Annotated in this window: 23 protein-coding genes; 14 read left to right on the plus strand and 9 right to left on the minus strand. The window is 45.2% G+C overall.

The features are described 5' to 3' along the window. The first annotated feature begins 696 nt into the window (after positions 1 to 696). Positions 697 to 1,611: a DMT family transporter gene (locus tag CWO08_RS01865; RefSeq protein WP_108019653.1), complete on the plus strand. Its 915-nt coding sequence runs from the start codon at positions 697 to 699 to the stop codon at positions 1,609 to 1,611. Between the two features lie 85 nt (positions 1,612 to 1,696). Here CWO08_RS01865 and CWO08_RS01870 read toward each other — a convergent pair whose 3' ends face one another. After that, on the minus strand, positions 1,697 to 2,221 hold the full coding sequence (locus tag CWO08_RS01870; RefSeq protein ID WP_108019781.1) for a hypothetical protein: 525 nt from the start codon (positions 2,219 to 2,221) through the stop codon (positions 1,697 to 1,699). Between the two features lie 41 nt (positions 2,222 to 2,262). After that, complete coding sequence (locus CWO08_RS01875; RefSeq protein WP_108019655.1) at positions 2,263 to 2,652, minus strand: VOC family protein; 390 nt, start codon at positions 2,650 to 2,652, stop codon at positions 2,263 to 2,265. Between the two features lie 253 nt (positions 2,653 to 2,905). Here CWO08_RS01875 and CWO08_RS01880 point away from each other — a divergent pair, with 253 nt between their 5' ends. Then, positions 2,906 to 3,748, plus strand: coding sequence for a DMT family transporter (locus CWO08_RS01880; protein ID WP_258185272.1), 843 nt, complete (start codon positions 2,906 to 2,908; stop codon positions 3,746 to 3,748). Here the strand turns inward: CWO08_RS01880 and CWO08_RS01885 are convergent. Beyond that, positions 3,745 to 4,647: a LysR family transcriptional regulator gene (locus CWO08_RS01885; protein ID WP_108019657.1), complete on the minus strand. Its 903-nt coding sequence runs from the start codon at positions 4,645 to 4,647 to the stop codon at positions 3,745 to 3,747. The genes CWO08_RS01880 and CWO08_RS01885 overlap by 4 nt on opposite strands. A gap of 188 nt (positions 4,648 to 4,835) precedes the next feature. Between CWO08_RS01885 and CWO08_RS01890 the strand changes: the two genes are divergently transcribed. Together CWO08_RS01890 and CWO08_RS01895 are read left to right on the plus strand one after the other, a co-directional pair. Then, entirely contained in the window at positions 4,836 to 6,908 is a 2,073-nt protein-coding gene (locus tag CWO08_RS01890) for an alkyl/aryl-sulfatase (protein ID WP_102432577.1), read from the plus strand. Between the two features lie 360 nt (positions 6,909 to 7,268). Continuing rightward, positions 7,269 to 8,066 carry an SDR family NAD(P)-dependent oxidoreductase gene (locus CWO08_RS01895; protein ID WP_181360029.1) on the plus strand — a complete coding sequence of 266 codons (798 nt, stop codon included), beginning with the start codon at positions 7,269 to 7,271 and terminating at the stop codon, positions 8,064 to 8,066. A 46-nt stretch (positions 8,067 to 8,112) separates the two neighbouring features. On the opposite strand, the gene CWO08_RS01900 is transcribed toward CWO08_RS01895, so the two are convergent. Further along, positions 8,113 to 8,814 carry a lipoate--protein ligase gene (locus CWO08_RS01900; protein WP_102480603.1) on the minus strand — a complete coding sequence of 234 codons (702 nt, stop codon included), beginning with the start codon at positions 8,812 to 8,814 and terminating at the stop codon, positions 8,113 to 8,115. A 241-nt stretch (positions 8,815 to 9,055) separates the two neighbouring features. Here CWO08_RS01900 and CWO08_RS01905 point away from each other — a divergent pair, with 241 nt between their 5' ends. The 3 genes from CWO08_RS01905 (at position 9,056) to CWO08_RS01915 (ending at position 12,607) form a co-directional block, all read left to right on the plus strand. Then, entirely contained in the window at positions 9,056 to 9,955 is a 900-nt protein-coding gene (locus tag CWO08_RS01905; protein WP_108019661.1) for a homocysteine S-methyltransferase family protein, read from the plus strand. A 125-nt stretch (positions 9,956 to 10,080) separates the two neighbouring features. Next, positions 10,081 to 11,091 (plus strand): Gfo/Idh/MocA family protein, encoded by a 1,011-nt coding sequence (locus CWO08_RS01910; RefSeq protein ID WP_108019663.1) that lies wholly within the window; start codon positions 10,081 to 10,083, stop codon positions 11,089 to 11,091. A gap of 10 nt (positions 11,092 to 11,101) precedes the next feature. Beyond that, positions 11,102 to 12,607, plus strand: a complete 1,506-nt coding sequence (locus tag CWO08_RS01915; RefSeq protein ID WP_108019665.1) for an SgrR family transcriptional regulator — start codon at positions 11,102 to 11,104, stop codon at positions 12,605 to 12,607. 97 nt (positions 12,608 to 12,704) lie between these two features. Here the strand turns inward: CWO08_RS01915 and CWO08_RS01920 are convergent, their stop codons facing one another. Together CWO08_RS01920 and CWO08_RS01925 are read right to left on the minus strand one after the other, a co-directional pair. Next, complete coding sequence (locus CWO08_RS01920; RefSeq protein ID WP_108019667.1) at positions 12,705 to 13,799, minus strand: HDOD domain-containing protein; 1,095 nt, start codon at positions 13,797 to 13,799, stop codon at positions 12,705 to 12,707. 422 nt (positions 13,800 to 14,221) lie between these two features. Next, entirely contained in the window at positions 14,222 to 15,343 is a 1,122-nt protein-coding gene (locus CWO08_RS01925; protein ID WP_108019669.1) for a multidrug effflux MFS transporter, read from the minus strand. Positions 15,344 to 15,440: 97 nt separating this feature from the next. On the opposite strand from CWO08_RS01925, the gene CWO08_RS01930 reads away from it, so the two are divergent. Continuing rightward, positions 15,441 to 16,214: a helix-turn-helix domain-containing protein gene (locus tag CWO08_RS01930; protein WP_108019671.1), complete on the plus strand. Its 774-nt coding sequence runs from the start codon at positions 15,441 to 15,443 to the stop codon at positions 16,212 to 16,214. A gap of 99 nt (positions 16,215 to 16,313) precedes the next feature. Here the strand turns inward: CWO08_RS01930 and uxuA are convergent, their stop codons facing one another. The 3 genes from uxuA to CWO08_RS01945 form a co-directional block, all read right to left on the minus strand. After that, positions 16,314 to 17,501, minus strand: coding sequence for a mannonate dehydratase (uxuA, locus tag CWO08_RS01935; RefSeq protein ID WP_108019673.1), 1,188 nt, complete (start codon positions 17,499 to 17,501; stop codon positions 16,314 to 16,316). A 208-nt stretch (positions 17,502 to 17,709) separates the two neighbouring features. Next, entirely contained in the window at positions 17,710 to 18,492 is a 783-nt protein-coding gene (locus CWO08_RS01940; RefSeq protein ID WP_048660902.1) for an FCD domain-containing protein, read from the minus strand. A 107-nt stretch (positions 18,493 to 18,599) separates the two neighbouring features. After that, positions 18,600 to 19,583 (minus strand): TRAP transporter substrate-binding protein, encoded by a 984-nt coding sequence (locus tag CWO08_RS01945; RefSeq protein WP_108019786.1) that lies wholly within the window; start codon positions 19,581 to 19,583, stop codon positions 18,600 to 18,602. A gap of 299 nt (positions 19,584 to 19,882) precedes the next feature. Here CWO08_RS01945 and CWO08_RS01950 point away from each other — a divergent pair, with 299 nt between their 5' ends. From CWO08_RS01950 to CWO08_RS01975, 6 genes are all read left to right on the plus strand, one after another. Beyond that, positions 19,883 to 20,395 carry a TRAP transporter small permease gene (locus CWO08_RS01950; protein ID WP_048609952.1) on the plus strand — a complete coding sequence of 171 codons (513 nt, stop codon included), beginning with the start codon at positions 19,883 to 19,885 and terminating at the stop codon, positions 20,393 to 20,395. A gap of 15 nt (positions 20,396 to 20,410) precedes the next feature. Then, complete coding sequence (locus tag CWO08_RS01955; protein WP_048660901.1) at positions 20,411 to 21,718, plus strand: TRAP transporter large permease; 1,308 nt, start codon at positions 20,411 to 20,413, stop codon at positions 21,716 to 21,718. A 96-nt stretch (positions 21,719 to 21,814) separates the two neighbouring features. Then, entirely contained in the window at positions 21,815 to 23,278 is a 1,464-nt protein-coding gene (locus CWO08_RS01960) for a fructuronate reductase (RefSeq protein WP_108019675.1), read from the plus strand. 12 nt (positions 23,279 to 23,290) lie between these two features. Continuing rightward, positions 23,291 to 24,703: a glucuronate isomerase gene (uxaC, locus tag CWO08_RS01965; protein ID WP_107899354.1), complete on the plus strand. Its 1,413-nt coding sequence runs from the start codon at positions 23,291 to 23,293 to the stop codon at positions 24,701 to 24,703. Between the two features lie 3 nt (positions 24,704 to 24,706). Beyond that, positions 24,707 to 25,699 (plus strand): sugar kinase, encoded by a 993-nt coding sequence (locus CWO08_RS01970; protein WP_108019677.1) that lies wholly within the window; start codon positions 24,707 to 24,709, stop codon positions 25,697 to 25,699. A 9-nt stretch (positions 25,700 to 25,708) separates the two neighbouring features. After that, positions 25,709 to 26,338 (plus strand): bifunctional 4-hydroxy-2-oxoglutarate aldolase/2-dehydro-3-deoxy-phosphogluconate aldolase, encoded by a 630-nt coding sequence (locus CWO08_RS01975; RefSeq protein ID WP_108019679.1) that lies wholly within the window; start codon positions 25,709 to 25,711, stop codon positions 26,336 to 26,338. Positions 26,339 to 26,418: the final 80 nt, after the last annotated feature.

A 26,418-nucleotide genomic window follows, 5' to 3' on the forward strand; every position in this document is an offset into this window, starting at 1 on the left:
GATAATTAAACTCATCCTAAGGTCTTCACCTTATTTTTAAATTTATATTATCAACTATTACAAGTGGCATTATCCATTCTGATAACTATTGCTTACACGCTATTTAATTATTAAACAGCCAACACAAACTTAATTAATAACTTAATCAATGTAAAATCAGCCAGCATTCATGACACCTACCACATAACAGAAAAAAATGAACAACAATACCAAACATAAACAAACACTTAAATTGACAAATGCAACATCAAATCAAGATTATTCATTTATCAACCACGCTAATAATATAAATTTAATTATTTTTTTGTAAAAATAGCATATTTATTTGTCGTGACTCGCATCGTTACACTACCTTACTGTCAATACTATCACTGATTTTACATTGTTTTTATATTAACAAGAACTATTCGAGATAAATACCCTTATCAATAAAATGGGAATATTCATGATTCAGCTTATTCCCTCAGAATTTATCCAGCTCGTTAATTACGTCAAAATATGAAAGTTGCCGTGGAATTACGAACATGTTCATTTATTAACCGAGATTTTTATGTTTTCATCTGATTTCTATTAATATAAATAATGACAAGTTAATGAGTTCTATTAATGATTCCTCTCAATATTTTGAAAAGCTTGTTTGACCCGTCTACCAGTGTAGGCTTTAGACTTCATACTCAATTTACATCGAGGTATGTCATGTCTATAAATCGTTCCTTTGCAGTGCCTCAACCACTGCTGTCATTTTTTAATTCGCTATCCGACCCAGCCAAAGGAATTGCACTCGCGCTTATCTCGAACGCGCTGTCTATTTTAGTGGGTGTGATCGTGCGAGAGTTAAGCCAAACCATCGACATCTTCCAAATTCTACTGTTTCGTCAGCTTGTTTTTGTGACTCTGTTAATGCCTTCTATGGTCAGTAACATGGATGCGATGCTCAATCCTAAGATGGTGTCGATGCATGTGTGGCGCGTCACCGGGGCGTTCATCGCCCTCTACTTTAGCTTCTTAACCGTGAGTAACATTCCCTTTGCCGACGCGACCGCGTTAGGGTTTATGAAGGTGTTGTTTGTGGCAGTCATTTCCCGCCTGTTCCTGCAAGAAAACGTAGGCTGGGCACGAATGGCAACCATATTGGTAGGGTTTACTGGGGTGATGTTGGTCGTGCAACCGACGTTAGAAAGTGAGTCTTTGTTCTATATCGGGACGGGGTTGGTTGCTGCGTTAGGTGCGGCGATAGCGGTTATCTGTGTGAGAAGAATGGCTAATATAGAATCCAAGGTCGTGGTGTTGGCTTATCAAGCGATATTCGTTGGCGCAGTCGCTCTAGTTCCGGCAATTATTGAGTGGAAATGGCCAACAGGTTCTGAATTCCTGCTGTTGATATTGGTTGGTGTGATCTCGTCTATTGGTCAATGGTTTGGTGTGACGGCCTACAAATGGGGAGAAGCGAACGTGGTGTCGAATGTCGAATACTCACAAATGATCTACTCAATGGTTCTAGGCTATCTGTTGTTTGCTGAACTACCAAACTCACTCGCTTTGATCGGTGCGAGCTTGATTTTATTCAGTGCCATCCTACCGTTTATCATCAAAGTGAAGCGGAAACACTAACAGTCCATTGTTCAGGCTAACTGTTAACTGATTACCTATTTATGCCCCAAACCGCATTTAGCAAGGGGCATTGATCATGCGTTTATTAATGGTGCTCAAAATACTGATCATGTTGTGATTTAGCAGACTGATCTTGAGTTCCCGGATAGAACTGGACGAGTGTCTGGTCAGCGAGCGTAAGATGAATCCAACCTTCTTTTACCCTTAACCAATTGGTGCCGTTTTTATCATAGACAATAGGAAAACGGCCCCAACCAGAATACGACACCTGCAGCTCTTGAAAACGTTCAATCGAGGTAAGCTGATCGCTCTCGAAACTTGCACTCGAATAAACAGGCAAAGGTGCAATAGCGTCGCTTGGCTTAAAGGTATAACAACTTACAGACGCAGAAGTGCGATCAAACCATTGATACGGTTGAGCTCCGGTTAGATCGTAAACCGTACAATCATTGAATTTGATAGCCCAGTTTTGATGATCTTTGAAGCCAAGGTAGCCAATCGATTGAGATGGTTCGATTGTCGTCTCTGGTGCATAAACCTGCGCTAGCTCCGAAGACGCACATCCCACCAAACTCAGACTAAAAACAAAAGCCAACATGCACTTCATCACTGCCCCCTCAAATCCGTAAGTCATTCAATCAAGTCCTTACATTAAACGGTAAGTTCCAAGCGATTACCATCAGGATCGAGGACACAGCTCTCATAATATCCATCGCCCGTTCTTCTTGGACCGTCTAAACGTTCATAACCATCTTCGACTAAGCGGTGAGTCAGTTCATCGACGGCTTGTTCTGACCCCAACGAAATCGCCATATGAACAAAGCCAGTGAACTGATCATAGATGTCATCTTTCGATTCAGGAACCGAGTCCATCTCCATCAGTTCCAAACGACTACCGGTATCAAAAGATAAGAAGTAAGAAGAAAAGCCTTTAGATGGATTATGGTATTTCTGGTTAGCCGTAGCACCGAAGTAATCTTCATAAAATCGTTTCAGTACTTCGAGTTGTTTGGTCCAAATTGCGATATGTTCAATCTTCATTTCTAACACCTAATGTGGATATTTAGCATTAGGTTACTCCGCAAATAAGGCGCAATAAACAGAACAGAAAACGTCAAATACCTTCCTATTTATTTGGTGATATTTCACCCAGTCGCTGCGCAATATTGGCATATCAATTTGTGTAATAGATAGCTTTGCTCCATAGTCGGTGTTTTACACAATCGAGATTCAAACTGTGAGCTATTTTAAACTGATCATGCTAGCTGCTATATGGGGAGGCTCGTTCCTTTTCATGAGAATTGCAGCGAATCCTTTAGGCCCTGCGGTCCTAATTGAAGCGCGAGTTTTGTGTGCGGCAATCACCCTACTTTTGGTTTCTTTTTATCTAAAGAGAAAGCTCTCATTTAATGCTCATTCGAAACACTTTTTCATTCTCGGTTTGTTTAACACCGCACTTCCTTTTTTGTGTTTCGCTTATGCGGCTCAAACACTGAATGCTTCAACCCTCGCGATTCTGAACTCCACAGCACCGATATGGGCGGCAATCATTGGAGCCATATGGACCAAAACTGCACTTGAGAGCAAGGTATTACTTGGGCTAGGTATTGGTGTTACTGGGGTTAGCGTATTAGTCGGATGGGATGCGTTCAATATTGGCCAAGAAGCAATTCTTCCAATCTTTGCAGCCGTGATGGCCGCATTTAGCTACGGTATCGCGTCTAACTACACCAAAACAGCACCTAAAGTTGAAGCCTTCAACAATGCCCACGGCAGCATGTGGGCAGCGGTGTTAATCGTATTGCCATTTGTATTTTTCATGCCAATGCGAGAAGCCCCCGATCTCACTATCACCACATCGGTCATCTTATTGGGTGCAGTATGTACCGGGTTAGCGTACCTACTTTATTTCAACCTCATCAATGAACTTGGTGCGCCTTCTGCTCTATCTGTCACCTTCTTGATTCCTGTTTTTGGCATCTTATGGGGCAACCTTTTCTTAGATGAAGCGATTGGTATCAACACAGTGGTTGGTTCAATTCTTGTTATCACTGGTACTATGTTAGTAACCGGAATGACGCCGTCTAAGATGATAGAGGGCGCCAAACAGAAACGAGCAGCAAGAGCGGCTCGTTAGTCGGCCATGTATTGTTGAATCCTGTTTCTCAACCACTGATGAGCAGGATTCAAATCGGTTCTCTTATGCCAAATCATATACTGCTTCATAGGCAAGACCTCGAAAGGCTGGTCGAGCACTTGCAGTTGGAATCGCTCCGCAAACTGATTAGCAAAATCACGAGACGTACTGCCTACACAATCTGAGCCCGACACCAACACACACATGGTCATCAATGAATCACATTCGGAACTGACTTTTCGTTGCTGTATCGGGCTTTTTGTAAAGTAATCTGCGGTATAGAGGCGAGAGCGACGCATTCTGAAGGTGATGTGTTTCTCATGATAGTACTGCTCTTCCGTTACCGAACCATCAATCCTTGGGTGCCCTTTCTTGGCGATCAATACGAGCTCATCTTCGATCACTTGCTGGTTCATATAACCATTCACTTGTGGGTAGTGAATATCGATCGCCAAGTCGGCTTGTTGCATGCTCAAACTCTGCAGAAGATCTTCCTCATTGCTTGGCACCATATTGAATTCGATTGAGATATTTCCCAGCGTTTCATCTTGCTCGACAAGGGGCTGAAGCTTGGTTAAACCGATCTCATTCACTAGAAGTCTGAATACATGATGCTGCTGGTTATCGAATTGCTTTAAAGTACTGACTGCGCTGGTTATCCCCTCGAGTGCGGGTTCTACTCGGCTTGCCAGTTGCACCGCAGCGTTAGTCGGAATGATCCCTCGACCTTCACGAATAAACAGGTCAGTATCAAGCTGAGATTGGAGTCGCTTCAATGCACCACTCACTCCTGGCTGAGTCATACCCAGTGATTCCGATGCTAAGGTAATCGACTTTAATCGGTATACTTCCAAAAACACGTTCAGCAAATTCAGGTCTAACTTTTCAACATCACTCACAATCACTCTCCATGTCAGGTGTGGTCGCATCGAGCCTACGACGAGCTTTCGGCTTCAATATGTCACTATTAAGCATACAACACATAACAGTTCGTGATGTGTTAAATAAAGCTTACTTTATTTTTTGCTATATGTCTTATTCCTATAATCGCCTCAACGAAACAAAATTCTGAAATGAAGAGGCTATTATGAAAACTTCTCGCACATTCAAAAATGCATCACTGTTCCTAGCTATTTCTCTCGCATTCCCTGCGGTTGCAGCCAATCATGACCACGCACACTTCAGCGAAATTGGCGACCAAGGTGGCAAAAATGCAACCGAAATGACCACTAAAGCAAACAACGAGTTCGCAAAAACTCTTAACTTTGCTGATATTCGCGCTTTTGAGAATAACAACAAAGGCTTGATTGCTAGCTTTGACCAAGAGACTGGCGACATCATTCGCAATAGCTTTAACTTCATCGATCCAAGTGTTAATAACGCAGACCAAGCACCTGATTCGGTAAACCCTTCACTTTGGCGCCAAGCGGTATTAAACCAAGCGGCTGAAGGTTTATATGAAGTTGTTCCGGGTAAAGTATACCAAGTTCGTGGTGCGGATTTAGCGTCTATCTCTTTCATTCGTAGTGACAGTGGTTGGATTGCTTACGACGTTCTTCTTACCAAAGAAGCAGCAGCTAAAGCTCTTAAATTTTTCCAGAAAAACGTACCTGATGGCGGTGAACTGCCAGTCGTTGCAATGGTTTACTCTCACTCTCACGCTGACCACTTTGGTGGCGCGAGAGCAATCAAAGATGCATACCCAGATGTAAAAGTGTACGGTTCGAAAAACATCACTAAAGAAATCGTAGATGAGAACGTATTGGCGGGTAATGCAATGTCTCGTCGTACCGCTTATCAGTACGGTGCAACGTTGAACCGACACAAGCACGGTATTGTCGATGCGGCGCTGTCTAAAGGCCTATCAACAGGTAGCATTACTTACGTACTGCCAGACTACGAACTAAACCATAACGAAGAGATTGAAACTCTGGTTATTGATGGCCTAGAAATGCAATTCATGGATGCATCAGGCACCGAAGCGGCATCAGAAATGGTCACCTACATTCCTAGTATGAAAGCACTTTGGACTGGTGAGCTGACTTACCAAGGCATGCACAACCTGTACACACTGCGTGGTGCAAAAGTACGTGATGGCTTGAAGTGGTCGAAGAAGATCAACGAAATGTTGGTGACATGGGGCGAAGAAACTGAGGTGTTATTCGCCTCCCACTCAGCTCCAGTTTGGGGTGAAGAAGAGATTTCTGACTACTTAAAAATGCAACGTGATGCTTACGGTTTTACTCATAACCAAACGCTTCGCTTAGCGAATAACGGTGTGGTTCTGCAAGACATCGGTGATGCGATTTACGAAGTAATGCCAGACAGCATTCAGCAGACTTGGCACACAAACGGGTACCACGGTACTTACTCTCACAACGCTCGCGCTGTGTACAACATGTATCTTGGTTACTTCGATATGAACCCGGCGAACCTAAACCCATTACCAATCGAGCCAGAATCGGTGAAGTTTGTTGAGTACATGGGCGGCAGCGATGCTGTGATTGAAAAAGCGCAACAAGATTTCCAAGAAGGTGAATACCGCTTCGTTGCAACCGCATTGAATAAGGTGATTCAAGCAGAACCAGATAACAAAGTTGCACGTGGCCTATTGGCAGATACTTACGAGCAATTGGGTTATCAATCAGAAGGTGCAGGTTGGAGAAACATCTACCTAACGGGCGCTCAAGAGCTTCGCATTGGCACTCAGCCGGGCGCACCAAAAACGGCATCTCCGGACGTGTTAGCGAACATGACGATTGAAAACCTACTCGATTACTTAGCAGTAAAAGTGGATTCTCTAAAAGCGCAAGAAACACCATTTACATTGAATATTCAGCTACCAGATGTGCAAGAGTTCTACTACGTTGAGATGTCTAACGGTAACCTGAATAACATTCAAGTAAGCGAGCTACAAGACGCTGAAACGACACTGATCATCAATAAGTCTGACGTGTCTGATATCGTGCTTAAGAAAACAAGCCTTGGAAAACTGTTAGAAGACGGACAAGCAGGCGTGAAAGGTGACAAATCATCTCTGAACAAACTGTTGTCTTCCCTGACTGAAGCTGACACCTCATTTGAGATTGTGCCGCGTCCAAACAAAGGTGAAGAAGTTGATGCAGAGCTATACCAAGATTCAGCGGTACACGCGCATTAAGCCGCTCTAAGGTAAAATAATTACAACGTCAAACTGGCCTATATAGGCTGAAACAAGGCTAATAACGACCAAGCCTCAACCACTAAACCGGTTGAGGCTTTTTTGTGATTTAGGCTTTATTCAATATAAAGAACATTTAGGGAGAAATTCCACTTACAGCACTCAATAAGCATTTAGCAAACTTTCTTAGCAAGCCCTGAAAAACAGTACTGTGTTTGTTAAACCACCCCCTTATTTCACGGTTTCTCAATAGCAACACACATCCGCGCTTTCTATATCTCAGCATGTGAAGTAGTAGAAACTTTGCGCAATAAAACTTTGTTATAAAAGTTGTCCGGACTCTTTATTCAAGGAAGGAATATGCGAAAAAAGATCATGATTACAGGTGCTACAGATGGTATCGGTTTAGAGACCGCGAAAATGTTAGCCCAACAAGGGCATCACATCCTTATCCATGGACGTAACCCAACAAAACTCAGCAAAGTAGAAACCGGCCTTTCTCGATTATCCAAGGATGCGATTATCGAAAGTTATGTTGCCGATCTCTCTTCTCTTTCTGAAGTTGAAGCCCTCGCCAACCAAGTAAAATCGGAACATGAAAAGCTCGATGTACTCATTAACAACGCTGGCGTCTACAAGGTTTCCGAGATCACCACCAAAGACAATCTCGATGTCCGCTTTACCGTCAACACCATTGCCCCTTATCTACTAACACAGAAGCTGCTCCCTCTTTTTGGTGCGACAGGTCGCATCGTCAACCTATCTTCAGCAGCCCAATCAACCGTAGATTTAGAAGCGCTTACCAGTCCGAACGCAGGCAAATTAGATGGCCCAGTTTACGCGCAAAGTAAGCTCGCGCTGACAATGTGGTCTATCGAATTGGCCAACACTCTATTAGATAATGGACCTGCGGTGATCCCGGTGAACCCTGCTTCTTTCCTTGGCAGCAAATTGGTCAAAGAGGCTTATGGCGTGGACGGGAATGATCTGGCAATTGGAGCCGATATCCTTTGTCGCGCGGCACTCAGTGACGAGTTTGCCAGCGCTTCCGGTCAATATTTTGATAATGATTCTGGGTTATTCAAAGATCCCCATGCCGATGCATTGAATCCCGCTAAAAACCGTAAATTAGTGGAAACGCTTGACCGGTTGCTATAAGAGAAATTGTGCATGGCACCCAGTTGATTCTGGTAGACACATAGCATCACACATGCTTGATAAAGGCTTGGCTTAACTGCTGGAAGAGTGAGTCTACGTTGGGCAGAGGCGTCACATGCTCAGACAACGGAGTATGAACGTGCGGATCTACAACGGTCAGATTGTCGCAAATTTGATTATAAAAATTTACGGGTGCAACGATGTTCTCTAAGTCGACATCTAACAAGATACAGGCTTGTGAAAGTACTATTTGACCGCCCCCTCGTTTAAGTAAAACGCGCTGAGCAGTGCCCACTATTTTCTGTTTGTTGATATTGAGGTTGTAGTCGCCATCACAGTAAGAACCGGGAGTTGCATGCACATCCACATCGACACCTAGTTCTTTAAAAAACAGGGTTAAGACATTGCACAGATGTAGATACGCTTTTTGAATATTGTACGCTTCGTCACGAGGCCAATGATAAATGTGCGATAGGTTAATGATCCCCGGCAGTTGAGGAACGGGAGCACCACCTGTTTTACGCGAGGTGAGCTGCCAGCCTTGTGCCTCAAGTTGCTTTCTAGATTCTACCGTCACTGGCCACTTTTTACCTGCGGGCAAAACGAGTGTTGGCGTTTTTGCTTGCCATAGCATTAAGGCTTGTCCAATCTCTCCAGCCTGTATTTGCTGCAATAATTCAGCTTCTTTTTCAAACGCACGATCAACATCAATGTGCGGGTAACGTACGAGTTTATTCGTTAACTTCAATGCACTTTTCCTCAACAGATTGTGGTGACTTAGTATTTAACGTTCTGGGATGGTTGATGAGATAAACATATATCTTAAACCCAATGCAGCATAGCACCGATTACCTCTCCATCCTTTTTTCCTTTCGCTATTGAGATGTATTGATTTAGCTAAACCACTTCCACTTTGATGGCTTCAGTCTTACAAGGTTGTCTGATATGGTGGCGGCAGAACTTCAGCAATTGTTTAGATAGTATTGAATATGAAAACACTAACCATACTTGATGGCGGCATGGGCCGAGAACTCAAAGAAATTGGCGCGCCATTTTCTCAACCACTTTGGAGTGCTCAAGCGCTGATTGAAGCACCCGATTTTGTTAGCCAAGCGCATCAAAACTTTGTCGATGCAGGTGCTGAAATCCTGATCACTAATAGTTACGCGTGTGTGCCTTTTCATTTGGGTCAAGAGCTCTTTGAACAACGAGGCTTTGAACTAGCCGCACTTTCTGGCGAACTGGCTAAAGCAGTTGCTGACAATACTTCTCACACTGTGAAAGTTGCTGGTGCGATTCCGCCACCGTTTGGCAGCTACCGACCGGACTTGTTCAAAGTCGAAGAAGCGGCGCCAATCATTCAAACCCTTTACGATGCACAAGATCCGAACATCGATCTTTGGATAGCGGAAACCATCTGCAGCCTGCAAGAGTTCGCCTCCATTCATGCGGTACTTAAGCAATCAAATAAGCCGTGTTACTACGCATTCAGTTTGAAAGACACCAAGGGCGATTCTGCCAGCATTCGTTCTGGCGAAAGTGTAAAAGATGCCATCAAACTTGCCTGCCAATCAAACGCGACAGGCATTATGTTTAACTGCTCAGTGCCTGAAGTGATGGATCAAGCTATTATCGATGCTCAACAAGTGATCGACGAGTTAGGCAGTGATTTGGAGATTGGTGTCTACGCCAATAACTTTGCTCCTATCAGCAGCGAACATGAAGCCAATGACATGTTTCAGGAGATGCGAGAGCTGGATGGCCAAGGTTACTTAGCTTACGCAAAACGTTGGCACGCATTGGGTGCCAATATTGTCGGTGGTTGCTGTGGTATTGGGCCAAAACACATTCAAGCCTTAGCCGAGTGGAAACGCTCCATACCGAGCTGATACCGAGCTGATACGGAGCTTCAACTAGAATAGAATTAAATAGAGAACAGGTTGAGAAATCTGTTCTCTATTTGTATGTGGCGTCTCTGAGTACACTGATACAAAACAACGATTTGGAGCAACTGATGAGCGACACGCAACGCAAGATTAAATGGGGTATCGCAGGGCTAGGCAATATCGCCAATCGATTCGCAACCGCAGTCACAGAGCACTGTCTGCATGGTGAACTTTATGCCGTTGCCGCAAGAGATCACTCCCGCGCAGCCACGTTCGCCAATACGTTTGGTTGCAACAAGGCTTATGGATCTTATGAAGTCATGGCGCAAGACCCGGATATTGAAGCGGTGTACATCGCTACGGTTCACCCATACCACCAGCCACTCGCCGAACTGTTTCTAAAGAATAAAAAAAATGTATTGGTCGAGAAGCCGGCTTTTACCAACCTCAGTGATTGGCTAGAGATGAAAACTCTTGCCGAACAAAACGGTGTGATGCTGCTAGAAGCGATGAAGACCGTGGTGTTCCCTGCTTATCGTGAGCTCACGTCATTCTTAGCCAACAACAAGATTAAGATTGATTCGATAGAAGCCAGCTTTGGTAACCATCACGATTATGAGCCTGATTTGTTTATCTTCAACCCGGACTTAGCAGGCGGGGCAACGCTCGATGTTGGCGTCTACGGACTGTGGTTTTTCTACGATTTGTGCCGCACGCTCGGAGTTACACCTTCCAGCCCTCAAGTAGAGATGTCGAGCCTTTATGAAGGTTCAAATGTCGATACCGATTCATGCTTTCAGTTTTCTGGCGAGATCAACGCCACCATATCAGCATCGACAGTGCACAACCTGCCCCGCTCAGCTCGATTAACTGGACCAGATATCACCATCACGATTCAAGAAAAATGGTGGAACCCGGCCTCCATTGAAGTCGAATATCAGAATGAAACCTTCACCATCGAGCACCCAATTCAAGGCAATGGGTTCGAATATCAAATCGAACACTTCTCACAGCTGGTGCTAGAGGGAAAAACGTACTCTGATATCCTAAGCTCAAATGTAAGTGCTCAGGTACTGGATACCATGGAACAAGCACTCATTGACTCTGGCTATCCACATTTAACTCAACCTCATCGTTAGGAAAAGAAAATTGGGCAACCTTAAGCGCAAGCTTGAACTGTATGAAAAGATATTTCAGGCTTTTGGGCCTGGAGTATCGCATTGTCAGGTCAATCAACTGGCCACACTGCTGCACGTGAGTGAACGTCACGTTCAGACCTTACTCAAAGCGATGACAGCGCAAGGTTGGATTGAGTGGCAAGCTAGTTCAGGCCGCAGCAAGAAGGCACAACTCACGTGTCTGGTTGAACCCATTAAGGCGTGTTACCAATACGCACAAAGCCAAGCAGATTCAGGCAATATTGAGCAGGTGTTTAACACCTTAAGCTTCAATGGCCGAAACGCTGGCACTGAGCTGCAAGCCTTTCTGAGCAGCAACAATCATTCAACACAGAACGTAGCATTCATTCCCTTTCACCGAGAACTTGAAGCACTCCATCCTCAGCGTGTGCTAAGGCGTACTGAACGTTTCTTAGTGATGCAGATTTGCCAACGCCTCACTGCAATTCGACAAGAAAAGCTGAGCGGTGATTTAGCTTATCATTGGCAGCATAATGAAGATGCTACCGTTTGGCATTTCCAAGTTCGTAATGGCGCTCAATTCCATAACGGTCGATCGCTTGAAACCCAAGACATAGTGCGCTGTCTCTCCTCACTCTCTAGGAGCAAATTCTGGCGTCGTTGCTATCAACATATTGTTGACGTGTCGGCTGTCACTGGCGATGTGATCAAAGTGACTCTGAGTGAGCCTGATTGGCATTTGCCTCGATTACTGGCTAGACCTGAGGCTTCGATATTTAAGCACACATCAGACTATAAGCTAATTGGCTCAGGCGCTTTCGCGTTGGAGATTTTCTCAAGCAAGATGCTGAGGTTAAACCGCAATAATGCCTATTCACACAGCACACCGGTTCTCAATCGAGTTGAGCTTTGGGTTTACCCTGACTGGTCGCAAACTAAGGCATGTGCGCAAAACCAAGTGTGCGTCAAAATGCCAGAGAAAACGGTCACGGTGAATGGAGCGAGCGATTCAGCTCTACAGAATTTCGGTTCAACCTTCTTCAAGGTTCAAAACCCGAAGTTGTCGAAAGCCGCTCGTGAGTTCACCATTGAAGACACCTCAGAATGCCAAGCGCTTTTCGAGCAATTATCAGTATCTGACGATCAAAAAACCAATATCGAATATGGACACTACACAGTGACCAAAGACATCGCGCTGTGCAGCATTATTGATGAAAACGATACCTTCTCCTCATGGTTAAGTTTCTTTACTCGTTTCCCTTTTGAAGACTTATCGCTAGCCGCAAAGATGCTAAATAGGATTGAGCAAGGGATAGCCTCAATTCGACGCGAGCCAAACCTCGACCTGGCAATGAATAAGCTGTTAGAACTTAGACATTGGCTCGATGAAACTGGGATTGTGGTTGAGCTCAAGCAAGAAGCGTTCAACTTAGAGGTTTCTCAAAAGATACACGGCGCGCAAGTGAATGGCTTCGGTTGGTGTGAGCTCGACAAGCTATGGATTAGCCATTTGTAAGCAAATTTCGTAGCTGAACTGTATTTCACAACCTAGCCCAACCAAGCTGCAACCAATCATAATGTTCAGTCACAGCGTAGGTCGAATAGGCTAAGGGTTAGCTCACTAGCGATAACTCAGATTCTTTATAGATACGGTTAGCCACTTTGAATGCCGCTGGAGATAAGAGTGTCTCTTTACATCGAGTCTTAAACTGCTCTGCTTCAATCACCTGCTCTTCCAATAAGTATTTCAGCTCACTTAGGTAGTTAGCTTCAAACACAGCTTGACCAAGTGGTGTGCATTCGTATCGACTAGACTCTTGGTAACCAAGTGCAGTCAACACAGATTCTGGCAGTTCCCAGAACTTAGCAATGGTGTAAGTCAGGCGAATAGAGTAACTGTTCATCAGGCGCTTCAATGCTAACGAGTTAGGCGGAACAGAGGGATCTACATGCTTGAAGGCTTCTACCATCATTTGGAAAATAATCATCTTGCCTAAGTTGCGAATCAACCCAACAAAGTACGCCGCTGCCTGATCTTCTTGGGATGAAGAGTCTTTCATCAACTCCTTAGAAAAAGACGCGGTTTGAACACTGTGATTCCAAATTTTCTCACCGAAGTGACGCCAGTAAATATTGTTCCCCGGCGTGAAGTTCTTCATGTAGCTATTCACTACTCCTTCAACAAGCCCTTGAGAACCCATATTTAAGAATGCTGTTTTTAGGTCAGTAACCTGTTTTTCACCACGCTTATAAAAAGCACTGTTAGCCAGTTTAATCACATCGGCAGCCATACTCGGCTCGCGCTCAATCACTCTTAACAATGCATCGATATCAAACTCGTCGATCTGCAATTCAGCCATTAACGTGGTCACAGAGGCTGGCATCACTGGCAGTTCATTAAGCAAAGCTTTTGGAGAGCGAATCAAACGTTCTATCTGACAAGCGCCAAAATCGCTAAATGGATCTGACTCCGTTCGAAGGCGAGACTCTCCAAACAAATAATCAAGGAATTCACCATCGTGAAGGCTAAACGTCTTGTCGACGATTAATGATGATGGCTGAGCGGGCGACGGCGGAACAAAGATTGAAGGCTGAACAGAATCAGTAGCAACGGTTTGTTGTTGCTCCTGTTGGACAGGCTCTGCAGAGGGTTTGTTTTTTGAATCAACAAAAGGTGAGAATAGTGCCTGCAATACCCTTTTAAACATCAATACGGCTCCTAGATGAATACAACATAGATAGGGATATATAACGGCGGTGATTATCGCACAGGCAACTCATAAACCATACAGTGATAAATGAATCATTAATTTTTCTGCTGTATAGGATATGTTACTTAGCCGTTTGCTAGGCCAAGCCTCCGGTATTCGCCAGAAACAAAAAAGCGAGCAAATAACACTTGCTCGCTCTTCCATCAATCTGAATCCTGAAGCTGACTAAATTAGCGCTCTGCTACTTCTAACACAATCTTGCCCATAAACCTCAGTCAAACAAGGCTCAATCAGAACACGTTCGCCAATACGCTCAGCCGATACTTCGTTACCAACGGTTACGAATCAATAAAATGAAAAATTCCGCACCCAATAGAATGCGGAATTTATAGATATAGATGAGAGACTTACCGTTAAATCTAGAGTCGGCTGCGTATCGTCACCAACACAGATAACGCACCACAAAGCACCAACACCACACCTAAATCTTGAATCATTCCCGCTAAAGCTAGCCCTGAACCAATCAAGGTGTAATACATCAAACCAAACAGTGCTCCTGCACTTCCTGCTTGAGATTGGTAACGCACCAACGCACGGCTCAATACATTAGGAATCGCAATGCCAAACGCCATAACCACCAACATCATCGGAAGCAAGAACCAGATCGTGTGTTGTGAAAAATACACACCCACCGCGCCTAATGTTTGAAGCCCTGCCGCTAAGCCAATCAGAGAGATAGATGACACTTGTCGCTTCAATAACGCTTTATTAACCAAGCTTCCCAACAAGGTTCCGAACCCAAGCACGACGCCGCTATAACCAAACTGCTCGATGCTGAATCCAAGCTGTAAGAAGGTGAATGAACCCAGTTGGTAATACGAAAACAGCGCAATGTTGAACGAGGCGACAAGCAGTGCCGATACCCAAATACCACCGTCTTTGATCATGTGGATACTGAGCGATTTTAATTGCAACGGCTGCTTAGACTGCTGTGTTTCAGGCAAAGACCATAAGCTATGTGCCAGCAGCGCTAACACCATAATAAACAAAGCAATAAACACATATTGATGCCCGCCTGCTTGGCTTAATTGACCACCAAGTAGCAACCCGATAATTGGGCTAATAGACAATCCCATGCCCATGTAACTAAATACCTTAGCTAGCTCAGTACCGCTAAAGGCATCTCGAAGCATGGTTTGAGTGACGACAGAGCCAACAGCAAGTCCGAAAGCGCCCATCGCTCTTGCTATCATCAACCACGTAAAACTGTCGGTTTGCATGGCAATAAGTGAAGAACAGGCGAATAACCCCATCCCCAATAACATGGTGGGACGACGTCCCCATTTATCCGCGAATACACCCCATACCACCACACCCACAGCAAATGCAGAGAAGTAAATCGATAGGGTTTGAGCAGCTTGTGTGTAGCTGACATCAAAGGATTTCGATATTGAATCCAGAGTCGGGCTATAGATGGTTTCTGCGATTTGAGGGAACATCAACAGCAGCACCATTTGCCATAAAGAAGGTTTTGTTTTCATCATTTTTCCAAGACCAGTGAACTTGACGCGAAGTCTAGAGGAAACTAACCTTGGCTCGTTAACAACATTAAAACCAAAAACAACAAGATTGGGACAAATGGCATTAATTAGTGAAACCATTGAGTTTGATGCAGACAGCTTACCTGCGCCTGTAATTGGAATTGCCGCAGAGCTAGGTCAGCATGACTCAGGAATACATCACCATGTAAAAGGACAGCTACTGTATGCTCCGCAGGGCTGCATCACCTTGACCTTAGAAAACGCCCTTTGCATTTTACCGCCGACCAAAGCCGTGTGGATCCCGCCCTATACCAAACATCGCGCGCAGATGACCAATGTGGTTGCTTATCGGTCGCTCTATTTTGATAGCAGTATTTACACCTGCCCAGAAGCGGTTGAAATTGTGGAAGTGAATGATCTTTTAAAAGCCCTGATCAATAAGATGGCCTTTTGGGATTGGAACATTGCGCCAGAGCAAATCACCAATACCGCCAACCTATTCTGGGAAGAGTTTTACAGCGCTAACCAGCACTCGTTTATCTTGCCGCTACCCACAGATCGCCGCTTTAAAAGCTTTTGCAAACAAGTCCGAACCGCCTCTTTTATTGCCCCTGCATTATCGACATTAGCGAATTCGGTTGGCGCAAGTACCAAGACGATTACTCGATTATTCAAAGCCGAAACAGGCATGACTTATCAAGAGTGGCGACAACAATGGCGCTTGTTTAAAGCGATTGAACTGCTCTCAGAAAACCGACAAGTCGGTGATGTGGCTCATCTGTTAGAGTTCTCATCCAACAGTGCGTTTATCGCTTTTTTCAAACAGCAAACCGGACAAACCCCGTTGGCGTTTACCAAGTTAGGGACGTGATCGTAGTAATCCAAACTCTTAGGTTGTACTTAGTTCAGATAAAAAAAACCAGAACATGAGTTCTGGTTTTTAGAAGTATTTTAAAGCTAGATACCGTCATTACTTGGTATAGAAAGCGCGCTTCAATGCCATTTCTAGACCACGAACTTCAGCTAAACCTTTCAAGCGACCAATCGCCGAATAACCTGGGTTAGTGGTTTTCTTCAGGTCATCCAGCATTTGATGACCGTGATCTGGACGCATTGGAATTAAGCGGTGATCGCCCACTTCTGAACGACGATTTTCTTCATCCAAAATGGCCATCACAACGTTGTACATGTCCACATCACCATCTAAGTGCGCTGCTTCGTGGAATGTCATTGGGTTACTCTCTTCACGCTTAGTTGAACGCAGGTGCGTAAAGTAAATTCGGTCACCGTGCTTTTTGATCATGTTAACCAGATCATTGTCGCCACGAACACCGTATGACCCCGTACACATCGTCAAACCATTCATTTTGCTCGGTACATGTTCGGTCAACCAATCAATGTCTTCGATCGTTGAAACGATGCGAGGCAAGCCTAGAATTGGACGCGGTGGATCGTCTGGGTGAACCGCCATCTTCAAGCCATTCGCATCACAGATAGGCATCAGCTCAGCGAGGAAGTAAGACATGTGCTCACGTAGCTTGTCTTTGTCGATGCCCGCATAGCGATCTAGCTGTGCTTGAAACGCTTCTAGCGTGTAACCTTCTTCAGCGCCTGGCAGGCCAGCGATGATGTTATTAGTCAGTTGCTGAATTTGCTCTGGCGTCATGTTGTTGAAGTAATCCAACGCTTGCGCTTGCTCTGATTCTGAATAGTCCGATTCTGCACCCGGGCGCTTCAAGATATGCAGCTCAAATGCTGCAAATGCGATTTGGTCAAAACGCAGTGCGCGAGAACCATCAGGCATTTCAAATTCTAAATCGGTACGCGTCCAATCCAACACGGGCATGAAGTTATAACAAACTGTATCGATGCCACACTCAGCAAGGTTAGACAGAGTTTGCTTATAGTTATCAATCCACAGCTGGTAGTTGCCAGTTTGAGTTTTGATCTCTTCGTGCACAGGCACGCTTTCTACGACCGACCACGTTAAACCTTTCTCTTCGATAATGGCTTTACGCTTCAGGATTTCTTCTTTCGTCCAAACTTCACCATTTGGAATATGGTGCAGTGCATTCACAATACCAGTTGCACCCGCTTGACGAATATCGTCTAGCGAAACTTGATCATTAGGGCCGTACCAACGCCACGTTTGTTCCATGAGACTTACCTTTCTTTAAGACGCACTTAGCCGGCTCGAATTAATCAAGCTAAATGCAATAACGACTTCTTAATGGCAGCAATGACAATTACTGCCCGAGATAGCACCGGTCTACGCCGGTCTAAAGACGATTACCTATCTACAACCTAGTGAATGAATCAGCTTTCAAGAGGAGCCTTGTCGCTGAATTCAACATTAGCTTTCAGGACTAACTTTCCGTGCTAAGTAGCACCACTGGGTTTGAGCTAAATAAGTAACCATCAAAGTTTGGGTCATCAATGTCTGACAGCGCTAATAAACGCTGTTTAACATTCTCAAGGTGTTGCCACATTGCGTTCTTAGCAGCGACAGGGTCTTTGCGCTGTAAGGCGGCGAGGATACGAGCGTGATCATCTAACCATTCTTCACGGTAATCTTGACCACTGATGTGAGAGTGGAGTTTATTCCACATTGGACTCTTTTCGCGTCGATCCCAGGATTGTTTCAACATATCTACCAATACAGAGTTTTGAGTGGCCTCTGCAATACACATGTGAAATCTTTCATCTCCGCTGCAATCGGTAGTGCCGCTTGCAAGCTCTTCGCGCTCGAGTTCGAGTGCAGAGCGCATCTTAATAATGTCGCCCGGAGTGACCTGAGTTGCCGCAAACTCCGCGATATTACTTTCCAGTAATTGGCGGGCCTGCAGCATCTCGAATGGACCAGCGTCATCGCTGACCACATTCTCGCGAGAATGAGTTGGAATGTTCAGGACATAAACACCCGACCCTTTTTTCACCTCAACCAAGTTTTCAAGCTCCAGCATGATGATTGCTTCACGCACTACCGTGCGACTGACGTCTAAACGTTCAGCAATATCGCGTTCTGGTGGCAACCTATCTCCGACCTTATACAGACCTTCAATCAGTTCTCTTCTTAGTACTAACCCTATCTCCTGATAAGGTCTTTTCGGCTCGAAAGGCATCATGATGATATTGTCACTTCTTTCCATTGTATTTCTCTCGCCATCATAATGACCAAATATAATTGGTCAACCTCTATATCCTAAAATGCAGTAACACCTTGTTTTTGTATTACTATTTTTTCTATATTTGCTAGTTATTCAACAGCCTGAATGCGGTCAATCAATGCGCTCAATTCTGGGTCCGCTTTATCTAGCGCGTCATACATAGGTTGAACCGCTAGTGCGAACGCAGCCTTGTCTGGTTCCACAAAAGTCACGCCCATTTTCTCGGCTTTAGCACGCTCTTTTGCTTCCGATTCAGCCCACAATTTTTTCATCAATTCAGATGAATCACTTGCCGCTTTCATTAGCGCATCTTGTTGTTCTGTAGTCAGTTTATCGTATGCTTTGGTTGAGATAACCAACACATCCGGAACCATCGTGTGCTCATCTAAGCTGAAGTATTTAGACACTTCACTGTGACGGCTCAAGCTGAATGAAGGAATGTTATTTTCAGCCGCATCCACCACACCTTGCTGCAGTGCTGTGTACAACTCACCGTAAGCTAGTGGCGTTGGGTTACCGCCTAACGCTTTCACCATCGCAATTGCTGTTGGGCTTGGTTGAACACGAACTTTCAAACCTTTCAGATCTTCTGGCGTGTTAATTGGCTTATTGGTATAGAAGCTACGCGCACCAGCGTCGTAGTAAGTAACACCAATAAAGCCGCTATCACGAGAAGAGTTAAGAATGTCACGGCCTACTTCACCATCAGTCACACTGTAGTAGTGTGCTTGATCGCGGAATAAGTAAGGCATGTTGAATGATGAATAAGCAGGAGAAAAAGCTTCTAGCTCAGCAGCATTACTTTTCACCATATCTAAAGCGCCGTTCTGCATCAGCTCCATAGATTCACGCTGTGTACCCAATTGAGCATCAGGGTAAATACGAATACGCACCTCACCGTCAGTCAATTCACGTACTTCTTTAGCCATAAACGTCATCGCTTCATGTACTGCATGGTCACGAGGGTGGTTATGGCTCAGTTTCAATGTTGTCGCTGCATAAGCAGAAGCTGTTGCTCCAAAAGTGAAAGCAGCACCGACAACCGCACTAATCAAAGTTTTACGCGTCATCATCATTCTTATTCTCCGTGGATTGGTTATCCAAAATGTAGGGTGTTTTTTGTTATGGGCTCATATTGGGGTTCAAAAAAGGAACCGTCAAAGCTGAAATTAAAATTGATTGACCAATATCACAATAAAAACCCATGAATTGGTTAACCAAAATCATTTGTGAAGTTGCTCACGCCAACCAAAAAATGAATAGCTTATGATTCAGCCAGATTTTTGAACATCCCATCCCTACATAGAAACAGTTTCTTACATTGGTAAACCAATTGTTATGAGATACGCAATTTTGTTGAAAGGAAATAAACATGAATAAACTGGTCAGTTACATAAATAGAGGGTTGGCCGCCTTTACAGTGTCTCTATCGTCTTTCTTAGTACTGTGTGTGATATGGCAGGTTTTATCCCGCTATGTTATTGGCAAGCCAAGTACTGTTACCGACGAGCTCGCGCGTTATCTCTTTATGTGGGTAGCCTTAATTGGTGCTGCTTACACTACAGGTTTGAAACGCCACCTTGCCATCGACCTGCTTACGATGAAGCTGACTGGCAAACGCAAATTAATCAACGAAATCGTTATCCAAATAGCCATCGCCTCTTTCTCTTATATCGTTCTGGTACACGGTGGAAGCCAACTTGCAGCTAAAACACTTGCGATGGGACAACTGACTCCCGCTCTAGGTTTAGAAATGGGCTACATCTACTTCTGCTTACCGATTAGTGGCGCTTTGATGATTTTTTACTCCGTCGTATTTACCTACGAACGCGTTAAACAATTAATGTCAGGTGACGATTTGATCACCGACTCACAACTTGATTGATAGAAGGATTTCACAATGGAATGGCAAGTAATACTGACCTTATTCGGTAGTTTCGCTGTACTGCTTACAATCGGTGTACCGGTCTCTTTTGCGATTGGTTTATCGTCACTAGCAACCATTTTAATGAGCTTACCGCTTGAGCCTGCAATCGCTGTAGTTGCTCAACGTATGGCCGCTGGCCTTGATAACTTTGCACTATTGGCAATCCCGTTCTTCATTTTGGCGGGCAACATCATGAACCAAGGCGGCATCGCGCTGCGTTTGATCAACTTCGCGAAAGTGTTGGGTGGTCGTCTACCGGGTTCATTGGCACACGTAAACGTGATGGCAAACATGATGTTTGGTTCTATCTCAGGCTCAGCGGTTGCATCGGCGGCTGCAGTTGGTGGCACCATGTCTCCTCTGCAAAAGAAAGATGGCTACGACGAAAACTTCTCTGCTGCAGTAAACATTACTTCGTGCCCTACTGGTCTATTGATTCCGCCAAGCAATACGCTGATCGTTTTCTCATTGGTTTCGGGTGGTACTTCAATTGCGGCGCTGTTCTTGGCGGGCTACATCCCAGGTATTTTGATGGGGTTAAGTATCATGATTGTGGCGGGTATCATTGCGAAACGTCGCGGTTACCCAGTGGCAGCGCGTCCTTCATTATCAATGGTTTGGGATACCTTCTTAAAAGCGGCACCTTCTTTAGCACTGATCGGCATCATCATGGGCGGCATCATTGGCGGTATCTTTACTGCAACTGAGGCTTCTGCAATTGCTGTGGTATACACCTTCGTTCTCGCGGTACTTGTCTACCGTGAAGTGAAATGGGGTGATATTCCAAAGATCATCCTTGAGTCTGCAGTAACAACATCTATCGTTCTATTACTTGTTGGCGCATCAATGGGGATGTCTTGGGCAATGGCGAACGCCGATGTGCCTTACATGATTGCTGATGCATTATTGGCGGTTTCTGATAACCCGCTAATGATTCTACTGATTATCAACGTGATTCTGCTGATTGTGGGTATCTTCATGGATATGACACCAGCGGTACTGATCTTCACACCAATCTTCCTACCAATCGCGCTAGACCTAGGCATCGACCCTGTGCACTTCGGCATCATGATGACCTTCAACCTAGCTATCGGTATCTGTACGCCGCCAGTGGGTAGTGCTCTATTCATCGGTTGCTCGGTTGCCAACATTGCCATCGACAAAGTCATCAAACCTTTGTTGCCATTCTATGCTGCGCTGATTGCAGCCCTAATGGCCGTTACTTTTATCCCAGAGCTGAGCTTGTTCCTACCTGAATTAGTACTGGGCTACGGTTCGTAATTAGGTCGCAGATACATTCTAAGACTGCTAAACACTCAAACGCTTTATCAAATAATAAAATCCCGCTGGTTCGCTGGCGGGAAAAGGAACTGAATAATGAAGACTGTTGCTAACTCTACGCTGCCAAACACTGTATTACGACCTGACTACGACCGTTCAACACTCCAGAGCCGTATCGTGCACCTTGGTTTTGGTGCCTTTCATCGTGCGCACCAAGCGCTGTTCACCAATGAAATGCTCAGCAAGAGCAACACTGATTGGGGCATTTGTGAAATAAACCTATTCGGCGGCGAAGACTTGATTGAATCACTTCGCGCGCAAGACCACCTTTACACCGTTGCTGAAAAAGGCGCTGAGTCCACAGACGTGAAAGTGATCGGTTCAGTGACCGAATCTCTTCATCCAAGCTTAGACGGCATCGAAACCGTATTAGAAAAAATGGCTGAGCCTCAAGTGGCTATCGTTTCTATGACCATCACAGAGAAAGGCTACTGCGCTGATCCAGCGACAGGAAAGCTCGACAAAAATAACCCATTAGTCATCGCTGACCTAGCTAACCCAAGCGAACCTAAATCAGCATTAGGTTACATTGTCCAAGCCCTCAAAATTCGACGAGAACGTGGCTTAACACCATTCACGGTCATGTCTTGCGATAACGTGCAAGAAAACGGTCATGTAGCAAAAGCAGCGATCATTGAGTTTGCTCAACTGCTTGACCCAGAATTACGTGATTGGATTGAAACCAATGTCACTTTCCCATGCACCATGGTTGACCGCATCGTACCTGCAGCAACAGAAGAAACACTAACAGAAATTGCAGAACTGCTAGGTTGTGAAGACCCATGTGGCATCGCCTGTGAACCCTTCCGCCAATGGGTAATTGAAGATAATTTTGTTGCGGGTCGTCCAGACTGGAATGTTGCTGGTGCAGAGTTCGTAGAAGATGTAGTGCCTTACGAAGAAATGAAACTGCGCATGCTCAATGGCAGTCACTCTTTCCTTGCTTACCTTGGATATCTTGGTGGCTACGACCATATTTCCGACACCATGACAGATGCAGGCTACCGAAAAGCCGCTTTTGACATGATGATGAAATCACAAGCACCTTCGCTAACGATGCCTGAAGGGACTGATTTGGAAGGTTACGCGACCTTGCTGATCAACCGCTTCACCAACCCAAGCTTGAAACATAAAACCTGGCAAATCGCGATGGATGGCAGCCAGAAGATCCCTCAACGTATGGGTGGCAGCTTACGATTCCATTTAGAGCAAGGCTCAGATTTCTCGTGGCTTGCAACCGCCATCGCTGGCTGGATGCGTTATGTATCTGGCATTGATGAGCAAGGCAATGAGATCGATGTGCGCGACCCAATGGTAGATACACTTCGCCAGATCTGCGACCAGCATGGGCTCAATGTTTCCGTAGTTCCGGCATTGCTTGCTGTTGAAGCGATTTTCCCTGCCGAGCTAGGTCAAAACCCGCAGGTCATTGATGCAGTAAGTTCAGCGTACCAATCACTAATTGAACACGGTGCCGTTGCGACCGTGGCTGCGTTATAAGGAGTACTAACAATGAAGAATTTCTTATGTGAAGACTTTTTACTGTCGAATGAGACTGCACGCCGTTTGTACCACGAACATGCAAGCCACCAGCCGATTTATGACTATCACTGCCATCTAAACCCGGCAGAAGTGGCTCAAGATCGTCAGTTCGAAAACATGTCTAAGATTTGGCTTGAAGGTGACCACTACAAATGGCGTGGTATGCGTTCAGCAGGGATTGATGAGCGTCTGATTACTGGAGGGGCAAGCGATTATGATAAGTTCATGGCATGGGCTAGAACCGTCCCTCAAACCTTAGGTAACCCACTCTACCACTGGACTCATTTAGAACTACGCCGCCCATTTGGTATTACTGGCACTCTATTTGGCCCAGAGACAGCCGACCAAATTTGGCATGAAGGCAACGAGCTATTAGCGACACCGGAATTTAGTGCTCGTGGCATCATGAAGCAAATGAATGTGGTGATGGCAGGTACGACAGACGATCCGATTGATTCTCTTGAACACCATAAAACGATCGCTCAAGACAGTTCATTTGATGTGAAGGTTCTACCAAGCTGGCGCCCAGATAAAGCGTTCAAAATTGAACTTGATGGCTTTGCTGATTACCTACAAAAATTAAGCATGGTTGCTGACGTTGAAATCACTCGCTTCCATCATCTATTGAGTGCTTTAGACAGCCGCCTAGCGCATTTCAACGACCATGGTTGCCGTGCAGCAGACCATGGTATCGAAGTGGTTCGCTACGCGCCGATTCCATCAGAATCCGATTTAGATGCTCTGTTAGCTAGACGCCTCAATGGCGAAACGCTCACCGATTTAGAATGTGCACAGTTCTCAACAGCGGTTCAAGTGTGGTTAGGCAAGCGTTACGCTGCAATGGGTTGGGTAATGCAGCTTCATATTGGTGCTCAGCGCAATAACAACACGCGTATGTTCCAACTGTTAGGCGCTGATGCCGGGTTTGACTCGATTAGCGACAAGACGTTTGCATTCGAATTGGCTCACCTATTAGACGAGATGGATCAAAGCAATGAGTTACCTCGCACCATCCTTTATTGCTTAAACCCTCGCGATAACGAGATGATGGCAACCATGATTGGTAACTTCCAAGGTGGCGGCATCGCGGGCAAAGTTCAGTTTGGTTCTGGTTGGTGGTTCAACGATCAGAAAGACGGCATGCAACGCCAAATGGAGCAACTATCTCAGCTTGGTCTGCTTAGCCAGTTTGTCGGAATGCTGACTGACTCTCGCAGCTTCTTGTCTTACACACGCCACGAATACTTCCGCAGAATTCTGTGTGACATGCTTGGTCGTTGGGCTGAAAACGGCGAGGTGCCAAACGACATGTCACTGCTTGGCCCTATGGTCGAAGACATCTGCTTTGGTAACGCAAAACGCTACTTCGAAGAGAGGGCGTAACCCATGAAACATATCGCCATCATTGGTGAGTGCATGATCGAGCTTAACGGCAAACCGTTCGGCTCAATGCACCAAACGTTTGGCGGAGACACTCTCAATGCTGCGGTTTATTTAAGCCGCGGCTGTGAAGCCAACCTCAATCAAGATAACATCAAAGTGTCCTACGTCACGGCTTTAGGCGCAGACCCGATTAGCAAGGAAATGTTAGAACGCTGGCAACAAGAAGGGGTGTCGACGGACCTAGTTCTACAAGACAACCAACGTACGCCAGGCCTATACCTAATTCAGCTTGATGACGCAGGTGAACGTACCTTTCTGTATTGGAGAAATCAGTCGGCTGCACGCTACCTACTGCAGCACCCAGATTTCAATCAGATAAAGCAGGCACTGCGCAATGTCGATATGGTCTTTCTCAGCGGTATCACATTAGCGATTCTGCCTGAACAAGATCGTATCGAGCTATTAACCATCTTGGTTGAGTTGAAAACACAAGGTGTTGAGATCGCCTTCGATAGTAACTTCCGCCCTGCACTTTGGCCACAGGACGAAAACCAAACCGTCAAAAATAGCTACCAAGCCATGTATACATTGACGGATTTAGCCTTGGTTACATTCGATGATGAACAGTTAATTTGGGGAGATACTTCACCTGAACAAACCATTGAACGTCTAACTTCACTGGGTGTTAAGCGATGCATCGTCAAATTGGGGGCAGATGGTTGTCTCATTCAAGGTGCCACAATTCAAAGTGACATAAATTCAGATTCTGGTACCGCTTCGGCTCCACGGGCGGTGCCGACCCTACCTGTTGAACACGTCGTTGATACGACCTCAGCAGGAGACTCATTCAATGGCGGATTTTTATCTGCTTACCTTGCAGGCGAAGACTTAATTACGTCATGCCAGCGCGGTAACACCATGGCAGGCGTCGTTATCCAACATCATGGTGCCATTATTGCAAAAGAACTAACTCAAGCGGCCATCACAGCCATTTAAGGAATACCAATGTCTAACATCAAACAACAACTGAAAACACTGAAAGTTATCCCTGTGATCGCTATCGACAACGCTGAAGACATCATCCCTCTGGGAAAAGTGTTAGCTGAAAATGGTTTACCTGCAGCAGAGATTACGTTCCGCTCTGAGGCTGCAGTGGAAGCTATTCGTCTACTTCGTGAATCACAACCTGAGATGTTGATCGGCGCCGGCACTGTGCTCAATCGTGAGCAAGCTATCGCGGCCAAAGAAGCGGGCGCAACGTTCGTCGTCTCTCCTGGCTTTAACCCAAACACAGTAAGAGCTTGCCAAGAGATTGGTATTGACATCATTCCTGGGGTCAACAACCCAAGTACAGTAGAAGCCGCTCTAGAAATGGGCTTAACCACATTGAAGTTCTTCCCAGCTGAAGCATCGGGTGGCATCAACATGGTTAAGTCACTTCTCGCGCCTTACACGGATATTGAGATCATGCCGACAGGTGGCATTAACCCAAATAACATTAAAGACTACCTAGCGATACCTCGAGTACTCGCATGTGGTGGTACTTGGATGGTGGATAAGAAGCTGATTGAAGAAGGTAATTGGGAAGAACTGGCTCATTTAACTCGTGAAGCCGTTGCTTTAGTGAATCAATAATCACATTCATCGAACAATAATAAGCTTTACGTAGTCAATTAAAGCATTAACCAGCCCTCTAATTAGAGGGCTGAATTTTT

The organism is Vibrio sp. 10N.286.48.B8 (assembly GCF_003050085.1).
Classification (GTDB): domain Bacteria; phylum Pseudomonadota; class Gammaproteobacteria; order Enterobacterales; family Vibrionaceae; genus Vibrio; species Vibrio crassostreae.

What these genes read in the sequence shown, in the direction of transcription:
- CWO08_RS01865 (WP_108019653.1), top strand. Translation starts at nt 697, where the DNA reads ATGTCTATAAATCGTTCCTTTGCAGTGCCTCAACCACTGCTGTCATTT.
- CWO08_RS01875 (WP_108019655.1), bottom strand. Translation starts at nt 2,652, where the DNA reads ATGAAGATTGAACATATCGCAATTTGGACCAAACAACTCGAAGTACTG.
- CWO08_RS01880 (WP_258185272.1), top strand. Translation starts at nt 2,906, where the DNA reads ATGAGAATTGCAGCGAATCCTTTAGGCCCTGCGGTCCTAATTGAAGCG.
- CWO08_RS01890 (WP_102432577.1), top strand. Translation starts at nt 4,836, where the DNA reads ATGAAAACTTCTCGCACATTCAAAAATGCATCACTGTTCCTAGCTATT.
- CWO08_RS01895 (WP_181360029.1), top strand. Translation starts at nt 7,269, where the DNA reads ATGCGAAAAAAGATCATGATTACAGGTGCTACAGATGGTATCGGTTTA.
- CWO08_RS01905 (WP_108019661.1), top strand. Translation starts at nt 9,056, where the DNA reads ATGAAAACACTAACCATACTTGATGGCGGCATGGGCCGAGAACTCAAA.
- CWO08_RS01910 (WP_108019663.1), top strand. Translation starts at nt 10,081, where the DNA reads ATGAGCGACACGCAACGCAAGATTAAATGGGGTATCGCAGGGCTAGGC.
- CWO08_RS01920 (WP_108019667.1), bottom strand. Translation starts at nt 13,799, where the DNA reads ATGTTTAAAAGGGTATTGCAGGCACTATTCTCACCTTTTGTTGATTCA.
- CWO08_RS01925 (WP_108019669.1), bottom strand. Translation starts at nt 15,343, where the DNA reads ATGAAAACAAAACCTTCTTTATGGCAAATGGTGCTGCTGTTGATGTTC.
- CWO08_RS01930 (WP_108019671.1), top strand. Translation starts at nt 15,441, where the DNA reads ATGGCATTAATTAGTGAAACCATTGAGTTTGATGCAGACAGCTTACCT.
- uxuA (WP_108019673.1), bottom strand. Translation starts at nt 17,501, where the DNA reads ATGGAACAAACGTGGCGTTGGTACGGCCCTAATGATCAAGTTTCGCTA.
- CWO08_RS01940 (WP_048660902.1), bottom strand. Translation starts at nt 18,492, where the DNA reads ATGGAAAGAAGTGACAATATCATCATGATGCCTTTCGAGCCGAAAAGA.
- CWO08_RS01945 (WP_108019786.1), bottom strand. Translation starts at nt 19,583, where the DNA reads ATGATGACGCGTAAAACTTTGATTAGTGCGGTTGTCGGTGCTGCTTTC.
- CWO08_RS01950 (WP_048609952.1), top strand. Translation starts at nt 19,883, where the DNA reads ATGAATAAACTGGTCAGTTACATAAATAGAGGGTTGGCCGCCTTTACA.
- CWO08_RS01955 (WP_048660901.1), top strand. Translation starts at nt 20,411, where the DNA reads ATGGAATGGCAAGTAATACTGACCTTATTCGGTAGTTTCGCTGTACTG.
- CWO08_RS01960 (WP_108019675.1), top strand. Translation starts at nt 21,815, where the DNA reads ATGAAGACTGTTGCTAACTCTACGCTGCCAAACACTGTATTACGACCT.
- uxaC (WP_107899354.1), top strand. Translation starts at nt 23,291, where the DNA reads ATGAAGAATTTCTTATGTGAAGACTTTTTACTGTCGAATGAGACTGCA.
- CWO08_RS01970 (WP_108019677.1), top strand. Translation starts at nt 24,707, where the DNA reads ATGAAACATATCGCCATCATTGGTGAGTGCATGATCGAGCTTAACGGC.
- CWO08_RS01975 (WP_108019679.1), top strand. Translation starts at nt 25,709, where the DNA reads ATGTCTAACATCAAACAACAACTGAAAACACTGAAAGTTATCCCTGTG.